The sequence below is a fragment of the Flavobacteriales bacterium genome (assembly GCA_016699575.1).
Lineage (GTDB): Bacteria > Bacteroidota > Bacteroidia > Flavobacteriales_F > PHOS-HE28 > PHOS-HE28.
This window is the reverse complement of the sequence record CP064979.1, coordinates 3,202,468-3,221,945: the sequence shown is the minus strand read 5'-3', so window position 1 is coordinate 3,221,945 and position 19,478 is coordinate 3,202,468. Positions and strand designations below refer to the sequence as shown.

Here is a 19,478-nt window from a genome sequence, read left to right as displayed (position 1 = left end):
GTGCAGGATCAGCGTAGGATCACGAGCTTCTCGAACTTGTCGGCGCTCTCACCTTCCGGGGTGGTGATACTGAGCCGATAGACATACACACCGCGGCCCAGCTTGTCGCCTTGGTCATCCAAGCCATCCCAGGCCATCGGTTCGCTGCGTGTGCCCTCACATTGCAGCTGTCGGTCCAAGGTCTTCACCAAACGGCCACCTACCGTGAACACTTGCACCTGTGCCCGCAGCGTGTTGCAGGGACGGTTGTGCTCGAAGAAGAAATCGGTCTTCGTCGTGAACGGGTTAGGATAGTTGAGCACATGGGCCAGCGCCAGTTCCTCGCTGTTGGCAACAACGAACTCCGTGGTCGCGTCCGCACTGTTGTTGTGGACATCCCAAGCCTTGAGGCGGAGTGTATGCGTGCCTTCGGCCAAGTCGTTGTACCGATAGAGCACCCGGCCGCTCTTGTAGGTGTCCATATCGCTCTCATAGCGATCATTGAGCACTATGGCCTGCTCCGTGTTCTCGTCCAGGATGGCCAGCACATCGTGACCGATGCTGGTACCGGCGGTATTGATGCCGTTGTCGTCGAACAACTTGGCGATCAGTAATGGGTCCTCGTTCACTGTACCGCCCTGCACGAAGCGCTCGTCATTGATGAAGAGCTTCACCACTGGTCCATCGTCATCAGGTGTGGCGGTATCGTCCGTCCCCCCTACGATGATCCCCGTGTCCGCGCCATTGCCATTGGTAGTGGCGTTCTCCACGTAGTAACTGATACGGCCCGGTCCGAACTGGTACGCGATGTCCTTGGGCACCACGAACGTGAAGCTGAAAAGACCGTCCGTTACCGTCGCCTTGCCGCGGTAGATGATGTTGCGCCGGAGTTGGAAAGGATACGGGTTGGACGGCTGGTCGTTCGCCAGCGATTGCACGCTGCTCTTCTTGTCGAAGATGGTCGGCACCACCACCCCATCAAAATCGTTGAGAAGTTGGCCGTTGCCGTCCACCACCATACCGTTAACCCGCACTACGGAAAGGGCGCGCAGGGTATCGAGAACAACCCCGTTCGTATCGGTGACCGAGGTGGTGACCACGTTCATTCGGGGCATGGCCAACACCACGCTGGGGTCCCCAAGGAGGCTGAAGTTCCTGTGATTGGTTTGTCCGGGCTGCTCAGCGCTGATCTGCCGTTTGGTGCGGCGGAACACATCACCCAAGCGGGCTGTCCGACCAACCTCGTCCTGGGTCTCGAACACATGCTCATAGAAATCCCGGCTCAAGGCTTGGTTCTGGGCAGAGTACGCAAGGCGGGTGGTGGTCATCAAACCAATGCCACCTCCATTCGGGTTAAGGAGCACGTACTCACCGGCCGAGGTACGCGAAGGATCGTCCCAACGGCTGAACTCGCATGTGGCGGTCATCCACAGGGGCAGCCGGTCCACGTTCGTCCAACCCAGGATGGTGGTATTGTCCAACAAGCGTTCGTGCGCCCAGCCAACCTCGCCGCCGTGACCGATGTAGTTGAGGAGGAGCAGGCCTTTTTGCACGCGCTCCCGTAAAGCATCCTCAGCGTCATAGTAGCGCTCGCCTCCCGGGGTCGATGTCTGCTGATAAGCATCCAGATAGATCTTGGTCACGTTCAGATCGGGGTAGTTCGATTCTACCCCACCGGCCAACTCCTCACTGTTCTGCATGTGCACAGGGCCTTCAATTTCCGCACCCTCCTGATCGTCGCTGACGAAGAGCACCCAGTTGCGCCAGTCGTTCGCACCTCCATCACCCGTAGTGGCGCAAACACCATCGGCACCTGAGGTGAGCAACAGGCGGTCGTAGTTGAGGACCTTCTCCACCATGGCGCGGGCTTGTTCCCGGTCGCTCGCTGGTATCCGACCGATGCCGATGTCGACCAGATCACCGGTGTATTCGCCTTCGCTATCGTCGAGCAGACCGAAATAGTCATCGGAGCTGTACGACTTGCTTGTGTTCCACGAGTCCTTGGTCTGATAAGTGGGTATGAGGTTCTGGTTCGTGGCAGAAAGCGCCCAGTTGTTGTAAGACCCATCGCCGAACAAAAGCAGGTACCGCGGCATGTCCTCGGCGGTGGCCGCCTCGTCGTACAACATCTTCATGAAGCGCTTGATGGCGGTGGCATCGCGCATACCGCTGCTGAACTCGTTGAAGACTTGCTGGGGTGTGGCCACCACAACGGTCAAACCCTCGTTCACACGCTTGTCCACCAACGGCTGTATGTCGCCCAGGAACTGGTCCGGACAGATGATCACCAAGTCGGTGGTGCCTGCAGAATGCAGGTCCTGATTGCCCACGCGGCCCCGGATCACAGGCACCTTGTAGTTGCCGTTCCGGAACGCTATGAACTGGCGGAGGCCATCAGTTGCGAGACGGAACGACTTGACCGCGCCGCTGCTTGTATATGCGACATTGCCCACATGTGCCGGATCCGTTACCTCCCAAATGCGATGAACGTTCTGGGAAAGGTCCAAGGAGAACTCGCTAATGGCCCCGGGCTGGACGGAAGCCAGATCACGGAACATCAACTGGTCGCCGATGAACTTCAGATCGCGGCGGCAGTTCAACTCCAGGTAGTTCATCCATCCCAAGCTGGTAATGGGATCATGCGGGTCGAACTGGACGCTGATCGGCAGCGTGCTCTGGCCGTGCACGAAATTGAAGGTCTGTTGGAACGGTATGGCGTAGTTGGATGCGTAGTTGTCCATAAAGCCGTCAACGCTCCAATTGCCGCTGAAACCACCTGCGGTAATGTTGAAGTCGCTCGCGTAGGAAGTGCCCGCATTGGGTTCCAGAGTGCGTGCAGCACCGTCCACCACAAGGATCACCGTGTCCTGGGGCCGGATGAACGGAACACTGAACACCCAGTTGTACTTGTCCACTACATCATACTGTTCGCCGAACCACGTCCGGCCGCTCTTGATGAAGTTCACCAGATCACGTTCGACGAACTGACGGTCATTGAACGCTGTTACCAGGTCCGTCGCCGGATTATTGGACAATGGGATGTCCGTCACACGCGCTGGGCCGTCAGGGCCACCGATCGCGAGGAAATAGCTCGCGCTGTCGGTGAAAACATGTTTCGTGTGGTAGAAGCGCTTGCCGTTGGCGTGGAGGTCCCATCGCTGGGCCCCGGAGGCGAAGAACAAGAGGCGGTCACCCGGTCCGAACTGGCCATCGCCACCATCATCGACCTGGATATTGTTGAGCAAGAGGTCCGTTGGCGGCAACTGACTGTTCTGGTAGGACAGCTGGCCGAGGTGGTTCCCATAAACGTTGAGCTGATCGCTGGGTACCGGTCCGTTCAGCACCCCATCGCCCACCAGGTGCGAGTAGGTCAATTCATGAACACCGTCTTCCAGTACGGTGAACCGGAACCAATCACCGGACTGCAGGACCGAGTGGTCCGGGTAGCTTCGTCCGCCGCCCTTTGCCGCGCCTTGGCCCCGCCCCGGTTCAAGGACCAGCTTGAACGAGACCAAGCGTTCCAGTAACCCAGTACCTCCATTGCGCCTGTACGGGTAAACGGACACCTGGGCAACCGGTTCTTTCCGGTGGTAGGCCACCCTCGAACTCACGACTGGAGCAGTTCCAACCCAGCCAAGGTCTCCTAGATGGCCCATATCACCTGAAGGGAGTGGCTCAAAGACCGCATCAACCAAACCAATCGTCACTTGATCCACCCCGGTCGGCAGATCAAAAGCCTCGAAAAAGTAAGGCAGGTTTCCGCGGTCGGCATCAAGGAAGGCGCCGGCAAAACCGGGCTGTCGCTCTTGCACACCCGTCGAGCGCACGTTGGCAGGACTGGTCCATTCCAGTTGGCGCTCAATGGCACGTTGAGCCGAAACCGTATTGAGCATGGCCGATCCGGCCAAAAGGGTCAGGGTGAGGTGGCAGAGCTTCATATCGTCATCAACAGGTTATCAACAGCCGGGACGAAAAGTAATTAGCTTCGGCCCTTGCCGTTCTACAGTGGATCGTGCCAGTAACGGGAGTACCCTCGGGATATTGCCATGGCTCCCAACTGGGCGAACTTCTTGCGGGACGGTCCGTATAATTGGCGCTTGCATCGAGCACGAAGCATGGGGAGCATAGTGATCAAGACACCGCTACGGAAGGCGCTATTGTCAGCCGTGGCCATACTCGTTGCGGTCCAGTCGTTCGGACAGGACCCCCAATTCACGCAGTTCTACGCCAATCCACTTTACCTCAATCCTGCTTTTGCGGGTACGGCCCGGTGCCCACGCGTGGTGCTCAACTACCGCAACCAGTGGCCGGCCCTCTCGGGCACGTTCGTTACCAGTAGTGCGAGCTACGACCAGCACGTCAAGAGCATTTCGGGAGGCCTTGGCTTTCTCGTGACGCATGATCAGGCCGGTAAGGGCACCCTGAACACCACCACTGTGAGCGGTATCTATAGCTACCAGCTCACTGTTTCGCGGAAGTTCAGTATGAAGTTCGCCGCTCAGGCGACCTACTTCCAGAAATCACTCGATTGGAACAAGCTCACGTTCGGGGATATGATCGATCCGCGCCGTGGCTTCATCTACAACACCAACGATGTGCCTCGGGGAGGTAGTGTCGGTGGAGCTGATTTCAGCGCGGGCATCCTGGGGTACACGGATATCTTCTTCGCGGGCTTTGCCGCCCACCACCTTACCCAGCCCAACGAGAGCCTCATCGTGGGAACGAGCAAGCTGCCCATGAAGTTCACCGCCCATGCCGGCGCGTCCATCCCGTTGGTGAAGAAAGGCCGTATCGGTGAAGCCACCACCAAGATCAGCCCCAACATACTGTACCAGCAGCAGGCAGCGTTCAGACAGATAAACCTTGGCGTTTATGTGGACCGCGGACCGATCACCGCAGGCGTATGGTACCGTGCACGCGACGCGTTCATCGTGCTCATAGGTTTCCACACCGAGCGTTTCAAGTTCGGATACAGCTACGACGTCACCACCAGCAAATTGACCACGGCAACAGCAGGCAGCCACGAGATCAGCGTACAGCTCGGGTTCAAGTGCAAGAACCGCAAGCGTCCGTTCCGTCAAGTGGCCTGCCCAACGTTCTGATCAGCCAGGAAAAACAGACCGACCATGAAGTACCTCCTTCAACTCGCAGCGCTCGGCGGATCGGCCGCGCTGCTGGCCAGCTGCAACTTCGAGAAAAGCGGCGCCACCGGTTGGAACTACAACGACAGCAAGAACGGCGGCTTTGAGAAGGCGCCGTTCGAAGAGCAGGAGAATGGTCCGGGCTTGGTGCTGATCGAAGGCGGTCAGTTCACGATGGGCCGGGTAACCGATGAACTCACCCACGATTGGGACAACATCCCGCGCACGGTAACGGTTTCTTCGTTCTACATCGACGAGGTGGAGGTAACGAACTTCTACTGGCTGGAATACCTCTACTGGACCGACCGCGTGTTCGGCACCGACTATCCGGAGATCTATAAGAAGGCCCTGCCCGATTCGCTCGTATGGCGGAGCAAACTCGCCTTCAACGACCCCTACGTGGAGTACTACCTGCGTCATCCCGCCTACCGCGACTACCCTGTGGTGGGCGTTAATTGGTTGCAGGCGAACGACTATTGCGCTTGGCGAACGGATCGCGTGAACGAGCTGATCCTCATCCGCGAGGGCCTGTTCGAAGACAACCCGAACCAGATCAACGAAGACCACTTCACCACGGACGCCTATTTGGCGGCCCAATACGAAAGCGGCAAGCGTGTGGAGGGCATGCAGGACATCAACCCCAACCGCGATTTCCGTAACGTGCGCATGGAGGACGGCATCCTGCTCCCACGTTATCGGTTGCCGACCGAAGCCGAGTGGGAATACGCCGCATACGGACTGATCGGCAATACCGTGGACGAGCGACAGGTTGAACGCCGGATCTATCCATGGAACGGCCACTGGGTCCGCTACGACAGCCGCAAGAAAGGCGGGGCGTTCTACGGCGATTTCCGCGGCAACTTCATGCGGGGCCGTGGTGATTACATGGGCGTGGCCGGCAGCCTGAACGACAATGGTGACATTACTACACCGGTGTTCAGCTACTGGCCGAACGACTACGGCCTGTACAACATGGCAGGCAACGTGAGCGAATGGGTAATGGACGTGTACCGTCCGCTGAGCCCTGAGGACAAGGACGACTTCCGTCCGTTCCGAGGAAATGTCTTCAAGACCAAGGTCCTGAACAGCGATGGCGCCATTCAGGAAAAGCACGACATCGTTGTTTACGATGTGGATGGCATCAAGTACCACCTCACCGAGTTCCAGCGTGAAATGAGCGGCCGGGCGACCCCGGAAGAAGGCCAGCTCATCGATGAGCTGCTGACCATGGTTGAGCAGGCCATCGAATTCAACAACACCCGTAAGAGCGACGCAGCAATGCAACGCGTGCAGGACATGGTGGACCTGATCAAGGGTAAGGACCTCGAGATCTGCCCGAAATTGCTGAGCGCGATAAGCGACTACCAGAGCGACCAGCCCGGGGATGTCCGCATGCGCAATGTGACGGTTGAGGAGAACATTGACCGTCGCAATTACCGGCAATCCGACAACATCGACTTCACCGATGGTGATGTGGAAAGCAGCATTTTCTACGAAGACCCGTCCTTCGAAGGCAATGCCATGTACGATTGGGGCAAGACCACCCTGGTCAACGACCGTGCCCGGGTTTACAAGGGAGCAAGCTGGGCGGACCGCATTTATTACGCGAATCCAGGCACGCGGCGCTACCTCGATGAGCGGCAGAGCACCTGTACCATCGGGTTCCGTTGCGCCATGACACGCGTGGGCAGCCCGACGGGCTTGGGTGACGATAAGCGTCGCAGCAAGTTGCAGAAGTAACCGGAGATCGTCAGCACCGGTATGGAAGCCCCTCGCGCAATTTGCCGAGGGGCTTCTTCTTTCGCGGCATGATCACCACCAACGATCTTCACAAGCATTTCCTGGAGTGCTCCGGCGCGTGCACGGACACACGACAATTGGTCCAAGGCGGGCTGTTCTTCGCTTTGAAGGGCCCCAACTTCGATGCCAACACGATGGCCGCCGCGGCATTGCAGGGCGGCTGTCGTTACGCCGTTGTGGATGACCTGCAGGTGGCCACTGATGATCGGTTCATTTTGGTCAGCGATGTTCTTTCGGCGCTCCAGGAGCTTGCCCGCCACCATCGCCGCACGTTCAGCATACCGGTTATCGCAATAACGGGATCGAACGGGAAGACAACGACCAAGGAACTGGTGCATGCCGTCCTGGGCGCTTACGCCCCTGCGCTGGCCACCTCGGGCAACTTGAACAACCACATCGGGGTGCCACTTACCCTGTTGCGCATGTCGGCCGAGCACCGCTTCGCCATCGTTGAGATGGGCGCGAACAAGCCCGGTGACATCGCGGAACTGATGGCCATCGCCGAGCCCTCGCACGGTATGATCACCAACATCGGCAAGGCACACCTGGAGGGATTCGGCGGGTACGATGGGGTGGTACGAACGAAAACCGAGATGTACGCGTGGATCAAGGGCCATGGCGGCACGTTGTTCGTCCACGGCGACGATGAACTGTTGATGGCGAAGAGCGCAGGCATTGCCCGCATCACTTATGGCACGCAAGATGGCAACAACACTACCGGCCGGGACAGCGGTGGCGCAGGTGCGTTCGTGAGCTTCAGCTTCGACGTGCGGAACGAACACGGCCACTACGATGTGCCAACGCAGTTGATCGGGAACTACAACGTGCCGAACTTATTGGCTGCCGTGTGCATCGGGCAGCATTTCGGGGTACCGGATGAGGTGATCGCCGGCGCCCTGGCGGAGTACACGCCGAGCAACAACCGCAGCCAGTTCAAGGACACGGGCAGCAATCACTTGGTGCTTGACGCCTACAACGCCAACCCGAGCAGCATGCAGGCCGCGCTGCGGAACTTCGCAGCACTGCCAAGCGACCGCCCGAAACTCGTGGTGCTGGGCGACATGCTCGAATTAGGGGCCGAAAGCGCGGACGAGCACAATGGCATCGTTGCCCTGCTCACGGAACTGCAGCTCAAAGCCTGGCTCGTGGGGCCGGAGTTCGGCAGAACGGGCCCGGGCAGGGTCCATTTGCGCTTCGCGAACGCAACCGAAGCACTGGCCCATGCCACGGCCGCGCCAGTGGAGAACCATCTCATTCTCGTGAAGGGCTCACGAGGCGTCAAACTGGAAACACTCGTTCCGGCCTTCTAGGCGCTCAAAACGCTCCGGCCGATCACGATGCGTTGCACTTCGCTCGTGCCCTCGTAGATCTGCGTGATCTTGGCATCGCGCATCAAGCGCTCCACGTGGTATTCCTTCACGTAGCCATAGCCACCGTGGATCTGCACCGCTTCCACGGTGTGGCGCATGGCCACTTCGCTGGCGAAGAGCTTGGCCATGCTGCTGGCTTGGTCGTAATTGAGGTGCTGGTCTTTCAGCCACGCGGCCTTGAGGCACAATAAACGCGCGGCCTCGATCTCGGTGGCCATATCGGCCAACTTGAACTGGATGGCCTGGTGCTCGCTGATCGTCTTGCCGAACGCTTTGCGCTCCTTGCTGTATGCGAGGGCCAGTTCCATGGCGCCACTTGCAATGCCCAGCGCTTGCGAAGCGATGCCGATGCGCCCGCCAGCCAAGGTTTTCATGGCGAACTTGAAACCGAAGCCGTCCCCGCCGATGCGGTTGGCCTTGGGGACCTTCACGTCCTGGAACATGAGGGTGTGGGTGTCGCTGCCGCGGATGCCCAGCTTGTCTTCCTTGGCCCCGACGGTGAAACCGGGCATGCCTTTCTCCACGATCAAGCAATTGATGCCTTTGTGCCCCTTGGCCACATCGGTTTGGGCCATCACCAGATAGGTGCTTGCCGTGCCACCATTGGTGATCCAGTTCTTGGTGCCGTTGAGCAGATAATGATCGCCCATGTCGATGGCCGTGGTCCGTTGACTGGTAGCGTCGCTACCGGCTTCGGGTTCGCTGAGGCAGAACGCACCGATCTTCTCGCCCTTGGCCAATGGGACCAAGTACTTCAGCTTCTGTTCTTCGTTGGCGAACTGTTCCAGTCCCCAGCACACGAGGCTGTTGTTCACGCTCATCACCACCGAGCAGCTCGCGTCGATCTTGCTGATCTCCTCCATGGCAAGCACGTAGCTCACGGTGTCCATCCCGCCACCGCCGTACTTCGGGCTCACCATCATACCGAGGAAACCCAGTTCGCCGAGCTGCTTGATCTCCGCAGCGGGGAACTTCTGCTCGCGATCACGCTCGATGACACCGGGCTTCAGTACGTTCTGGGCGAAATCGCGGGCGGCATCCCTGACGGCCTTTTGTTCTTCGGTCAGTTCGAAGCTCATTCCGGTGGCGGTGGCTGTATCGTGCATGGTAGGCATGGATGGCACCTGCGTAGTGCAGGGTGCGCGAATGTATGCGGGCACAGACTTTACCCCGGCGGCTGAGCCCTTCCGGGTCCGCTCACGCCGGGCGCGGCGCCCGAATGCCAACTGGGGGCCGAACGTTGGTGCTGCGCGTGCGGATCGATAACCCGGCGCGGCGCGGAAGGGCGGGCACGGAACGACAACCCCGCGCGCCCATCTTCGTCATCTCCACGGAAACCCCTGTCCCATGCGCACGCCCTTCACAATGTTCCTTGCCGCTGCTGCCCTGCACGCTGCCGCCCAGTTTCACATTGTGCCGGTGCTCGACGCTGGCGAGAACCCGCGCGAACTGAACATCGACGCCGAGATCAGCCTTTATATGATCGACAGCGGTTGGGTACAGCACCTGGACGCCAATGCCACCGACGCCTTTACACCGCCCATCGCCCTACCCTTCCCGGTGTGGTTCAACGGAGCGGCCTACAGCAGTTTCGTGGCCAACCAGGCCGGTGTGCTCTCCTTCACATCGAACCCGTTGACCCAACCCACCGAAACCAACTTCGCCTTGCCCAGCCCATTGGTGCCGCCCAACTCGGTGTGCGTGTGGGGCCTGTACTTCAACAACGGCGGCAGCGGGCTCTATACCAAGACGTTCGGCATTGCGCCCTACCGGCAGTTCTGGGCCACGTGGTGCTTCGCCAGCAGCGATGGCGTGGCCTTCACGCAATGGTCCATTGTCTTCGAGGAAACCACTGGGCACATCTACATCGCAGACCAGAAGACCGGCTATCCGCCCAGCCAAACCAGCCTTACCGTGGGCGTGCAGGTGAACAGTACCGAGGCCTATCAGGTGCCTTCATCGCCCAATGTGGCCAGCGTGTGTGGCGCGGCTTACGACGTCGATTTCGCTGACAATGCCTACTACGTGATCAAACCCGGCGCCGCGCACACGCTGGATGCGTTCACCGAACAGGACGCCACGGTCCGCTTTGCCCAGATCGGCAGCCCGGTGGCCCTGCGCGCCGAAGTCCGGAACCTCGGTTCGCAAACGATCAGCGACATCATGATGCACTACCGCGTTGACGGCGGAGCAGTGCAAAGTGCCAACGCCTTGCTCTTCGCACCATTGCCAACGGGTGCCGTGGGTGTACTGGAACACCCGCAGTTGTTCAGTTCCACCACCGCGGGCACGCACACCATCGATCTCTGGTGCAACGCGCCCAACGGCACGGCCGACCAATGGCCCGCCAACGACACGGTGCACTTCACCATTGCCGTGCTCGACACTTTCGTGGTCAGGAACACGCTCATCGAAATGTTCACGAGCAGCACCTGCGGCCCGTGCGTGGGCAGCAACGCGAAGCTCGACACGCTGATCCTTCCGGCCGTGGACCACTACTGCCTCATCAAGTACCAGATGTCGTGGCCCAACCCCGGTGATCCGTATTACATCCCCGCCGCCAGCGCACGCTCCTCGCACTACGGCGTGGGCGGCATACCTGACCTGCGCATCGACGCCCACGAAGAGGGCACGCAGTTCCTGGAACCCGGGGACGTGCAGAACTACCAGGCCTTGCCCGCGTTCATCAGCATGGAGGTGGTGGACCCTGTGTTCACAGGCACGCAGGTGTCGGGCACCGTGCAACTGCATGTGGTGGCCGATCAGCCTTCCACCGACATCCGCTTGCTCACCGCGGTGGTTGAGCGCCTCACCACCGGCAACGCCAGCACCAACGGCGAAACGGAATTCCACCAGGTGATGATGACGATACTGCCCACCTCCGGCGGCCAGCTCATCGGGCCGCTCAGCGCCGGGCAAACGCTCTCCTACCCCTTCACCGCAGACATGTCGGGCACCTTCGTGGAGGAGATGGACGACCTGGCCGTGGTGGCTTGGGTGGAAGAGATCGCACCGAAGCGGGTGCTGCAAAGCGCGTGTGCCGATGTGGAAGGTGCGGTGGGCTTGGCGCCGACGGAAGAAGGAACAACCCCGCTGCGTGTGGTGCCAGTGCCGAGCGATGGTCCGTTCACGGTGTTCGTTCCGGCCGATCTGCTGTGCCACGCTCCGCGCATGATGCTGTACGACGCACAAGGACGTTGCGTGTGGACGGCCCCGACCGTGGCTGAACGCACCACAGTGGATGCGCCACTGGCGCCGGGCGTTTATACGATCGTTGTTGCCACTGACAACGCGCAGCGCAGCGGGCGCGTGCTGGTTGGCCGCTAACCGGCCTGTGGTGCCGATGGTGCCAACAGCTCGAAATCATCGGTGCGCGGAATGCCGAGGAAGCGCGCCATGAGCTCCTGCGGCGGCACGGTGAGCTTGCGCAGCTGCGTGTCCATCCATGCCCCGTCAACGCTCAACACGGCGCACAACGTTCCATCGTTGCGCACGAACTCTTGCCGGAACGACCAGCGCGAACCATCGGGCCGTGCCTTGCTCAGGCGTACATGCACGTCCACTTGGTCCTCAAGTCGCATCTCGCGCCGGAACACGCATTCCTCGCGGAACAGGATGGGGCCGAAGTGGGCGTCCTTCATCACCTGCGGTGTGATGCCGGAACGCAACAAGGCCTCCACGCGGGCCTGTGCGCCCAAGCTGTAGTACACATCGTGGCGCAGGTGGAAGTTGGGGTCCATGTCGGACCAGCGCAGGTTGATGCTATAGCGGATGGGATCCATGCGGTGAGGGGGGTGCGCAAAGAGAAGCATACCTGGCGCGCCCCGATGGTGCGGCATCGGGCACGCAAACCGTTCTGACGAAATTGCCATGCCTGGCAAGCGCACTTTGCTCATGGCCAATGAACGCCCCGAACGGTGGGGCGGTGCTGATGGAGCACTGACGACCCAACCGCAAGTCGGCCGTTCCGGGGCGTGCGCGGTTGCGTTCCCTGGCGTGTTCCGGAGGCCTCAGCGCTGCACCAGCAACTTGGCATTGTGGACCCCGAGCGTACTGTTCAGCACCACGGTATATGGCCCGTTGGGCAATGTGCTTACATCCAGCGGGACGGCCGTGGACCGAAGGCGCTCCACCAGCACGGCCCGGCCGGTGGCATCGAACACGATCACCTCGTCCACAACAGGACCCAAAGAGGTCGGCAACCACACGGCATCACCGGCGGGTTGCGGGCGCAGCTGCAGTTGAACCGTCGAGTTGGTCGGAGTTACGCCCAAGGCTGCCCCACCAACGGCCAGCACCAAGCCGTCCAACGTGCCATCCATCGTGGAGGAGGCCAGCAGTACGCGGCCGTCCAACATGGCCATGCCAGGCGCATCCACCGCTCCACCGGAAGCCAGCGCGGCATTGGTGGTGACGAAGTACCCGTTGTTGCCGAAGAAATCGTTCACACTGCCATCGGGCCAGAGCGCGGCCAGGAAGAAGTTGCCTACGCCGTTGCAGCCGACGCGCACATTGCCGCCCACAAGCACATGGCCCGCCGCATCGGCATGCACGCCACCAGCCCACATGCAATCGCCGGTGCCGAGCGCCAGATCGGTGTGCCCGGCGGTGCCGAACGATGCGTCCGGTGATCCATCGGCCTGGGTGCGTACCACGCGTACCACGGCGGGTTGCATGCCGGGTGCATGGGCCACGGCGGCCACAATGCGGCCGTCGGGCAGAACGTGCAGACCGGTGGCCGCACCGGCGCCCGTCGGTTCAACGAACCCTGCCCCACCAGCGAAATCAGGGTGCGCCAAACCCTCGTCGGAAAGCTTGAGCAGAACGGCGGTGGTGTTCTGCCCATCGTCGTTGGTGCCGCCAGCACATACGATGCTGCCATCGTCCATGATCCGCACATCGTAGAGTTCGTCCCAATAGGCACCGATGTCGGAAACATGCAGCCCGGCATCATCGAAGCTGGCGTCCAGCTCGCCATTGGGGTCGAAGCGCACCACGAGCAGGTCGCCACCGCCGTCGTGCTGCATGCCCACGGCAACAATGTTCCCTTCGCCATCAACGGCCACCTCGTTGAAGTGGGTGAACGACGTGCTGGGCAACATGGCATAACCGCCCACGCCGAACGAACCGTCCATGGTACCGTTGGAATTGAGGCGCAGGACGAACGCCTGCGTTGTGCCGAAATCCCACGAGGACACGGAGCCGGCCAGCAGCACTTTGCCATCGGGTTGCAGGGCCACACCGCGGATCTCCGCATCAGCATTGCCGAAGCCGTCGATGAAGGCCCCGTCCCCGGAGAAGGTGGGATCGAGCGCGCCATCGGCCATGAAGCGGCACACGAGCGCCAGGCCATTGCTGAGCCCCCAAACGGTGCCGGCGGCCAACACCTTGCCATCGGGCTGCACGGCCACATCGAAGAACTGTTCGTCGCCGCCGTTCACATCCACGGTGGTGTAGCCATCGGTGCCGAAGGAGGGATCGGCGACCTGCCCGCGCAACGCGCCGTGGCCAACGGACAGGGCAAGGGCGAGGATGAGTGAAGGAGAGCGCATGAGGTGGAAGGTTTGGGGTTCGTGTTCCGAAAGTCGCGTAGGCACGGCGCTGTCCGTCCCACGGACCATGCGCATCGCGCGCCGGTCTATACCGCTCAGGCGCAGCAACGCAGGGTGCAGGGCCCTATTGCCGAAGGGGGCCAGGACGTTGGTGGCGTCGAGGCCGCTGCACACGATGGCCGCCGTTGGCAACACGATGACGGCAAACGGGAACAGGATGGGAGCTGTCGTTTACAGGATGACCACAGAAAGTCGCAGGGAGCAGGTAGGCCAGAGAAGCGCGTAGGCGGAGCGGCAAAGGCGGGCGGCACACCCAAGACCGAAGCGCACTCGGCAACCACATGCTCAACTCTCACACGGGGTAGAGCCGAGCGCGAGCATCGAATTACACCCGAGGCGTTGCGGGTGTGTAGCACTCGTTACACCCGAAGCGGTGCGGGGGCGCTCCGCTCGCTCCCTACGTCACGCGAGCTACCTCGGTATTGGCACCGCGGCCCATGTGCTCGGCGATCTCGTGCACACTGGGTTCGTTGGGGCGCAGCACCAAGTTGATGTACTCGATCTCGCGGTCGGTAAGGCCGTATTGGGCCTTGGCGGCAAGCACAGCGGCGCTTTGGTTGTGCATGCGGCAAACCACCGCAAACGCCCGCACCGGCTTACCGTGCAAAAGCACGGGTGGTGGGTGTGAGTAGGACGCTGGTAAGGGGGTGTGGATAAGGGAAGGTTTGTGCGCACAAATCCGCCCACCATGCGTACCGTCTCATTTCTTGTCTTGGTCGCCTTCACCGTTTGCAGCACGACACCATTGACCCTAAGTGCACAGAAGGCAAAGGGCTATGCGGTGGGTAGCGGCTGGGTCTACGACATGCTAACGGGGCAAATTCTGCCTGCCGATACGCAACGCTACCTGACCGAAAACCAGCGCAACCTGCCGTTCGATGTTCCCTTTCAATTGCGGTTGGACGGCACGGAAAACCTGCGGTGCGCAACATTGAAAGTACGCAAGCTGGGGAAGAAGGACTTCGCTTTCGTGCCGCTGGGAGCAAAGCGCGACTGCGGCGCATGCAAGGGTGATAGCTGTGTTGCGCATTGCCTTTACTGCGACTCGGCGAACTGCCTTGCCGCATGGAACTACAATCCTGCGGCCAAGGAAGCCAAGCCCATACTATCCGTGCCACCGCTTGAACCCAACCAGCACTACCTCTTTTGCCTGGATGTAAGCATGGCTTTCCCTGACAACGTTCGAGACACGGTGGTGAAGCGGATGCGTGCTCACTTGGCTGGCTACTTGGCCGATCAGATGGCCGGGCTCACTGGGCAATCCGATCTCGATACCGTAAGAAACCGTTTGGGTCGTGTGCTTAAGTCCCAGTTCGCGGATCTTGACAAGGAACTACAAGTCATCGCGGCGCGGCTGGGAGCGCAGGGTACTGTGGGGAACACGAACGACATCGCCGGCGCGCTTACCAGAGTTTTCGTTCCCGCGGGCACCGGAATGGTAGAGCACTTTACTGTAGCTCGCGACTACGAAATACCTTCATTGGAGAACTATCCGCGAAACACTCGCCAAGGCGAGCGGGACACTCTCAGGGCTATGCTGAAGGATTCCCTGGCAAAGAGCGTCACACTCTCGGAACTGCTACAAGGAACGTTGAGCCACGACCATACGAACTATCAAGGCGGGCCATGGGTGCAGAACGCAAAAGGTCTGAATACCCTGGAGGGCCGTATCGCAAATCTGAAGGCCTCCAGCGAACATATAGTTGCTGCCGTAGCCACTTGGCAGGTGGAGCACAACCGTGTCAAAGCCCGCTTACCGGGACTCAAGAAAGGTTCCAAGGAACTGAAGAGCGCGACGGCACGGATGGCCTTGCTCGACTATCTGATCAAGCTGACACAAGAGGTTCTGATCACGAAACTCCAAGACAACGAGCAACTGTTCACGGACTTGAAGGATGATGCAACGAAGATCACCGCCATGGTCGCGGATGCCATCACCAACTTGGACCTGAAGCTGCATTCACAGGTGGCTGTCACCGTGAATACGACCGGCACCTTCAAGACCCGTGCGGACTGGTACATCGCACCGGACCTCGGCGTAGCCATTCCTTTCGGTGCTTATGCACCATCATCCTTCGTCACATTCTACGGCATCCAGTTCCATCCGGTGCCCATCAACCGCGAAGTCCCATACAGCATTCTCCGTAGCAACCGGAAGCTTCTGGCAACGCGCAACCGCTGGGCTACAGCATGGTCGCTCAACTTCGGGTTGACGGCAAACGACTTCACCACCGACAATCCTGAGTGGAAGGGTGCCATCGGAAACAAGATCGGGCTGCTCACCGGGGCCGGGTTGCGACTGACGGAGATGCTACGATTCAACGGCGGGGTGCTTTGGTCGCGCCGACAAGATCCGCATCCGCTGCGCAGTGATTACAAGGTGCACGCCAACATGTACCTGGCCTTGAGCTTCGACATCGACCTACAAGGCTACGTCACACAACTCAACTCAGCGCGGGCCGCAAAACTCATCACCGAAAACTGAACACCATGCCGAACATCAAAAAAGTCACCATCACCAGCGGCAACTGCCGCCGATTGGACATGGCCTCCGGCGAACTCATCGACGACCTCTTCATCGAGACCAACGGTACCGTCACGAACGCAAAGCTCAAAGCCAAGGTCACACATCGGCCTAGCCAGTCGTTCAGGAAGTTGAAAGTGGGCAATGCCAACTCTTCGCCATCAACGGGCAGTGAAGTAGAGGTGAACCTGGGTTCTGTGGATGACGGTGCGGTGCGAAAGGTCAAATACGAGCTCAAAGACCAAACCCCGTCCGACTGGTTCAAGGTAACCTACACCGTGTTCGACACCAACGGCACAAGCCAAGCAGAAGCCACGATCACCTACAAATCGACTTGCCCATGAGACCGCTATCACATCTATCGGTTCTCATCATCGGCGTCTTCGCGCTAGTGGCATGCCGAAAGGAGCCGGAGACCTTCCTGACCCCTGAACTCTTTATCGCAGACCTGCCCAGCACTTCGGTACCGGCAGACAGCGCAACGGTGGTGGAAATGACGGTGCAGCTTACCGACGAGAACTCAGCCGATATCCGCACGGTCCACTTCCACGCGTCAAGTGGCCGCTGGACCACCCCTGCCGGGACTTCCACCAGCGCACTTGAGGTGACCGTTGAAGCTGACGAAGAAGGGAATGCCACAGCCCGTTGGCTGCCGGGTCGCGAGCCGACGACGGTGCACTTCAGCACTTGGGTAGGTGACGATGACCAGTACATGGAAACATCGCGCATCACCACAGTCCCCTCCCCACCCGACACGGTATTGCTCACCACTCCCACGGTCACTTGCGATTCGGCCACCCACCTGGTACAGCTAACTGCAACGCTGCTCAAGAACACAGGCTTCACGAGCACGGGGTTGCCGCTCACGTACAAGGCTTGGCATGTGGTCAACGGAAGCGAAGCACCTGTTGGCAATTTCACCACTGCCCCGTTCACGCAGACCAGCCGCTCAGCCACGTACCAGATCAACCTTGACCTTTTTTCCCCCACGTTGCTTCCGCTGGATACCGTTCTGGTGTTGGCCACCTGTGCCGGCGTAGAGAGCGACACGCTCACCATTCTGTACAGCAACGACTGACCGTTGAACAAGCGTCAACACAAACATCCAACCCCACCACCCATGAGATTCAAGTGCAAAGGCGCCGTCAATGACAAAGGCGAACACGTCCCATGCGATGCGTGCGTGGAACCGACCACGGTTGTGGTACCTACCATCACGTATACGAAGCTCGAGCTTCCAACACCAACGGAGTACAATCTGGTTTGCCATCGTGGACACCGACATGACTACTTCTTCGGCGACGAGCAGTGCCCGGTCCAACAACGCAAAAACTGACCTGTCATGCCTGACGAAGTTGACTACAAGGCCTACTGGCGCGAACAAGGCCATAAGTTGGTGGACACCGCTTATGATCGGCTGACAACCGGCTTGGAGTCCGTGGGCACTTACCTCACAGGACTTATCACGGGTTACACCATTACCGCACTGGTCGAGAGCTACTTTGTTCAACTAACGCACGGCTGGCAGTATTGGGTGCTGTTGATACCGGTGCTGATCGCGGTCATCGGGAAGTGGTACACCACGATTGCCGTGCTGCCCGGCGAATTGGTGGAGTTCAGTCCTGAGAGCTGGGAACAGTGCAAGGCCGTCCGGACAGGTCAGATCGTCGTGCTCGCCAAGCGGCTTCGGGTTGCAAAGCTCATGGCACACTGTGGGGCCATGGCCATGGTTGCAGCGCTCGTCCTGCAAATGTTCCTTGAACGCGACAAGCAAGCACTGGACAGGGACAAGACGACGCGATGTGAGCAAGCGGAGAAGCTGCTCTCCACAGCCGATACCAGTTTCGTTGATGTGCAATATGCCCAGCGCGATCATACCGTTCACCTTCGCGGCAGCTTTGCACCCAAGGACACCGTAAGGGTTTGGTTGGCTTACGGCCACACGTTGATCCTCGACACCACCGAAATGACGGACCGAAAAGGCCTGCTCGACCTATCCGTGGACGGTATAACCGTACCCGGCGATTCGTTGCAGTATGGTATCGAGTACCGCCAAACCAAGGAGGTCACTCGCCAAGTTTTGGGTACGCTGCCAAGCGAGTAGTTCGCTGCGCCTGGCTGGGCATGGTAGCGTTGGTCCGTGGGATTTCTCCCGCTCCTACTTTCACCCCCATGCCCACCCCTGCTGCGTTGCAAGCCTTCATTACCAAGTGGCAACTGGCGGGCGCGGCCGAAAGGGCCAACGCCCAGCTCTTCATGGCCGAGTTGTGCGATGTGCAGGCCACCCAAAGCGCACCCGCCACCGTGGAGGACATCGCCGGGCACTTCGAAGGCAAGCGCACGAAAAAGCGGTTGGAGGAGATGGAGCGCCTGCTGCAAACCCTGGCCGCCGTGGGCAGGGCGCGCTATGTGGCGAACAAGGATGGCGGAGGTTGGGCGGGTTCAGGATGATTGCTGCATGGCATCCTGGCGAACCGCCTTTCGAGGTTGGCACTGGGCGCTGATCGTCCTCACGTTATGCATGGCCATTGCTTCCGTGGTGCTCATCATCCGGCTCTTCTGCAAAGGCGCTCTCGATGCACCAACAGCCGCCGAGCGCCATGCCCTCATCACAGCACGCATCCGCCCTGTCGATGGCGTCTCATGTGTCACATACGGCACAGGCACCATGTACTACATCGCATGCACCCTGGAGCAACCGCGCGACATGGCCCCCGGTGATGGCGTGCGCATGTCGGCCGCGCTCGGTGACGCCGACGTGGTGGTGGCCGCCTTCGACACATCGGGCAACTACCGTTGGCACCGCACGCTGGGGTCCACCGGCAACGACCGCATGGTGAACACGATCGCCAACACGGGCAAGCTGTACGTGCATTGTTCGTTCGCGGCAGCGCCGGTGATTGCCCACGGTTCACACTCAGTGCCGCTGCCAGTGCCAGCCGCTGAGAGCATCGCGACCTTCGACTCCACTGGTGCTTTGCTCTGGATCCGCACGGTGCAGGATCTCAAGGCCGACACTACCGCTCGCTGGCCCTTTCCTCCTTTTCAGTGA

Annotated in this window: 15 protein-coding genes; 10 read left to right on the top strand and 5 right to left on the bottom strand. The window is 60.1% G+C overall.

Annotated features, from left to right (window positions below; translation table 11 throughout):
- Positions 1–8 precede the first annotated feature (8 nt).
- Positions 9–3,917, bottom strand: a complete 3,909-nt coding sequence (gene porU / locus IPJ76_13435; protein ID QQR85604.1) for a type IX secretion system sortase PorU — start codon at positions 3,915–3,917, stop codon at positions 9–11.
- A gap of 177 nt (positions 3,918–4,094) precedes the next feature.
- Between porU and IPJ76_13430 the strand changes: the two genes are divergently transcribed.
- The 3 genes from IPJ76_13430 (at position 4,095) to IPJ76_13420 (ending at position 8,230) form a co-directional block, all read left to right on the top strand.
- Positions 4,095–5,081, top strand: coding sequence for a type IX secretion system membrane protein PorP/SprF (locus IPJ76_13430; GenBank protein ID QQR85603.1), 987 nt, complete (start codon positions 4,095–4,097; stop codon positions 5,079–5,081).
- 24 nt (positions 5,082–5,105) lie between these two features.
- Positions 5,106–6,860 (top strand): SUMF1/EgtB/PvdO family nonheme iron enzyme, encoded by a 1,755-nt coding sequence (locus IPJ76_13425; GenBank protein QQR85602.1) that lies wholly within the window; start codon positions 5,106–5,108, stop codon positions 6,858–6,860.
- Between the two features lie 68 nt (positions 6,861–6,928).
- Positions 6,929–8,230 carry a UDP-N-acetylmuramoyl-tripeptide--D-alanyl-D-alanine ligase gene (locus IPJ76_13420; protein QQR85601.1) on the top strand — a complete coding sequence of 434 codons (1,302 nt, stop codon included), beginning with the start codon at positions 6,929–6,931 and terminating at the stop codon, positions 8,228–8,230.
- Here IPJ76_13420 and IPJ76_13415 read toward each other — a convergent pair.
- On the bottom strand, positions 8,227–9,369 hold the full coding sequence (locus tag IPJ76_13415; GenBank protein ID QQR88464.1) for an acyl-CoA dehydrogenase: 1,143 nt from the start codon (positions 9,367–9,369) through the stop codon (positions 8,227–8,229). The two genes, IPJ76_13420 and IPJ76_13415, sit on opposite strands and share 4 nt — an antisense overlap.
- Before the next feature lie 268 nt (positions 9,370–9,637).
- Between IPJ76_13415 and IPJ76_13410 the strand changes: the two genes are divergently transcribed.
- A complete protein-coding gene (locus IPJ76_13410; protein ID QQR85600.1) occupies positions 9,638–11,617 on the top strand; it encodes a T9SS type A sorting domain-containing protein in 1,980 nt (659 codons plus the stop codon).
- Here IPJ76_13410 and IPJ76_13405 read toward each other — a convergent pair.
- The 3 genes from IPJ76_13405 to IPJ76_13395 form a co-directional block, all read right to left on the bottom strand.
- Positions 11,614–12,072 carry a thioesterase family protein gene (locus tag IPJ76_13405; GenBank protein ID QQR85599.1) on the bottom strand — a complete coding sequence of 153 codons (459 nt, stop codon included), beginning with the start codon at positions 12,070–12,072 and terminating at the stop codon, positions 11,614–11,616. The genes IPJ76_13410 and IPJ76_13405 overlap by 4 nt on opposite strands.
- Before the next feature lie 228 nt (positions 12,073–12,300).
- Entirely contained in the window at positions 12,301–13,842 is a 1,542-nt protein-coding gene (locus tag IPJ76_13400) for a hypothetical protein (protein QQR85598.1), read from the bottom strand.
- 457 nt (positions 13,843–14,299) lie between these two features.
- Positions 14,300–14,467, bottom strand: coding sequence for a hypothetical protein (locus tag IPJ76_13395; GenBank protein ID QQR85597.1), 168 nt, complete (start codon positions 14,465–14,467; stop codon positions 14,300–14,302).
- Between the two features lie 147 nt (positions 14,468–14,614).
- Here IPJ76_13395 and IPJ76_13390 point away from each other — a divergent pair, with 147 nt between their 5' ends.
- From IPJ76_13390 to IPJ76_13365, 6 genes are all read left to right on the top strand, one after another.
- The gene (locus tag IPJ76_13390; GenBank protein QQR85596.1) at positions 14,615–16,387 is read left to right on the top strand and encodes a hypothetical protein; all 1,773 of its coding nucleotides are present in this window, start codon (positions 14,615–14,617) and stop codon (positions 16,385–16,387) included.
- A 5-nt stretch (positions 16,388–16,392) separates the two neighbouring features.
- Complete coding sequence (locus tag IPJ76_13385; protein ID QQR85595.1) at positions 16,393–16,770, top strand: hypothetical protein; 378 nt, start codon at positions 16,393–16,395, stop codon at positions 16,768–16,770.
- Positions 16,767–17,504: a hypothetical protein gene (locus tag IPJ76_13380; protein ID QQR85594.1), complete on the top strand. Its 738-nt coding sequence runs from the start codon at positions 16,767–16,769 to the stop codon at positions 17,502–17,504. Before IPJ76_13385 ends, IPJ76_13380 begins: the two co-directional genes overlap by 4 nt.
- A 264-nt stretch (positions 17,505–17,768) precedes the next feature.
- On the top strand, positions 17,769–18,530 hold the full coding sequence (locus IPJ76_13375; protein QQR85593.1) for a hypothetical protein: 762 nt from the start codon (positions 17,769–17,771) through the stop codon (positions 18,528–18,530).
- Positions 18,531–18,598: 68 nt separating this feature from the next.
- Positions 18,599–18,877, top strand: a complete 279-nt coding sequence (locus IPJ76_13370; GenBank protein ID QQR85592.1) for a hypothetical protein — start codon at positions 18,599–18,601, stop codon at positions 18,875–18,877.
- 70 nt (positions 18,878–18,947) lie between these two features.
- Positions 18,948–19,478: a hypothetical protein gene (locus tag IPJ76_13365; protein ID QQR85591.1), complete on the top strand. Its 531-nt coding sequence runs from the start codon at positions 18,948–18,950 to the stop codon at positions 19,476–19,478.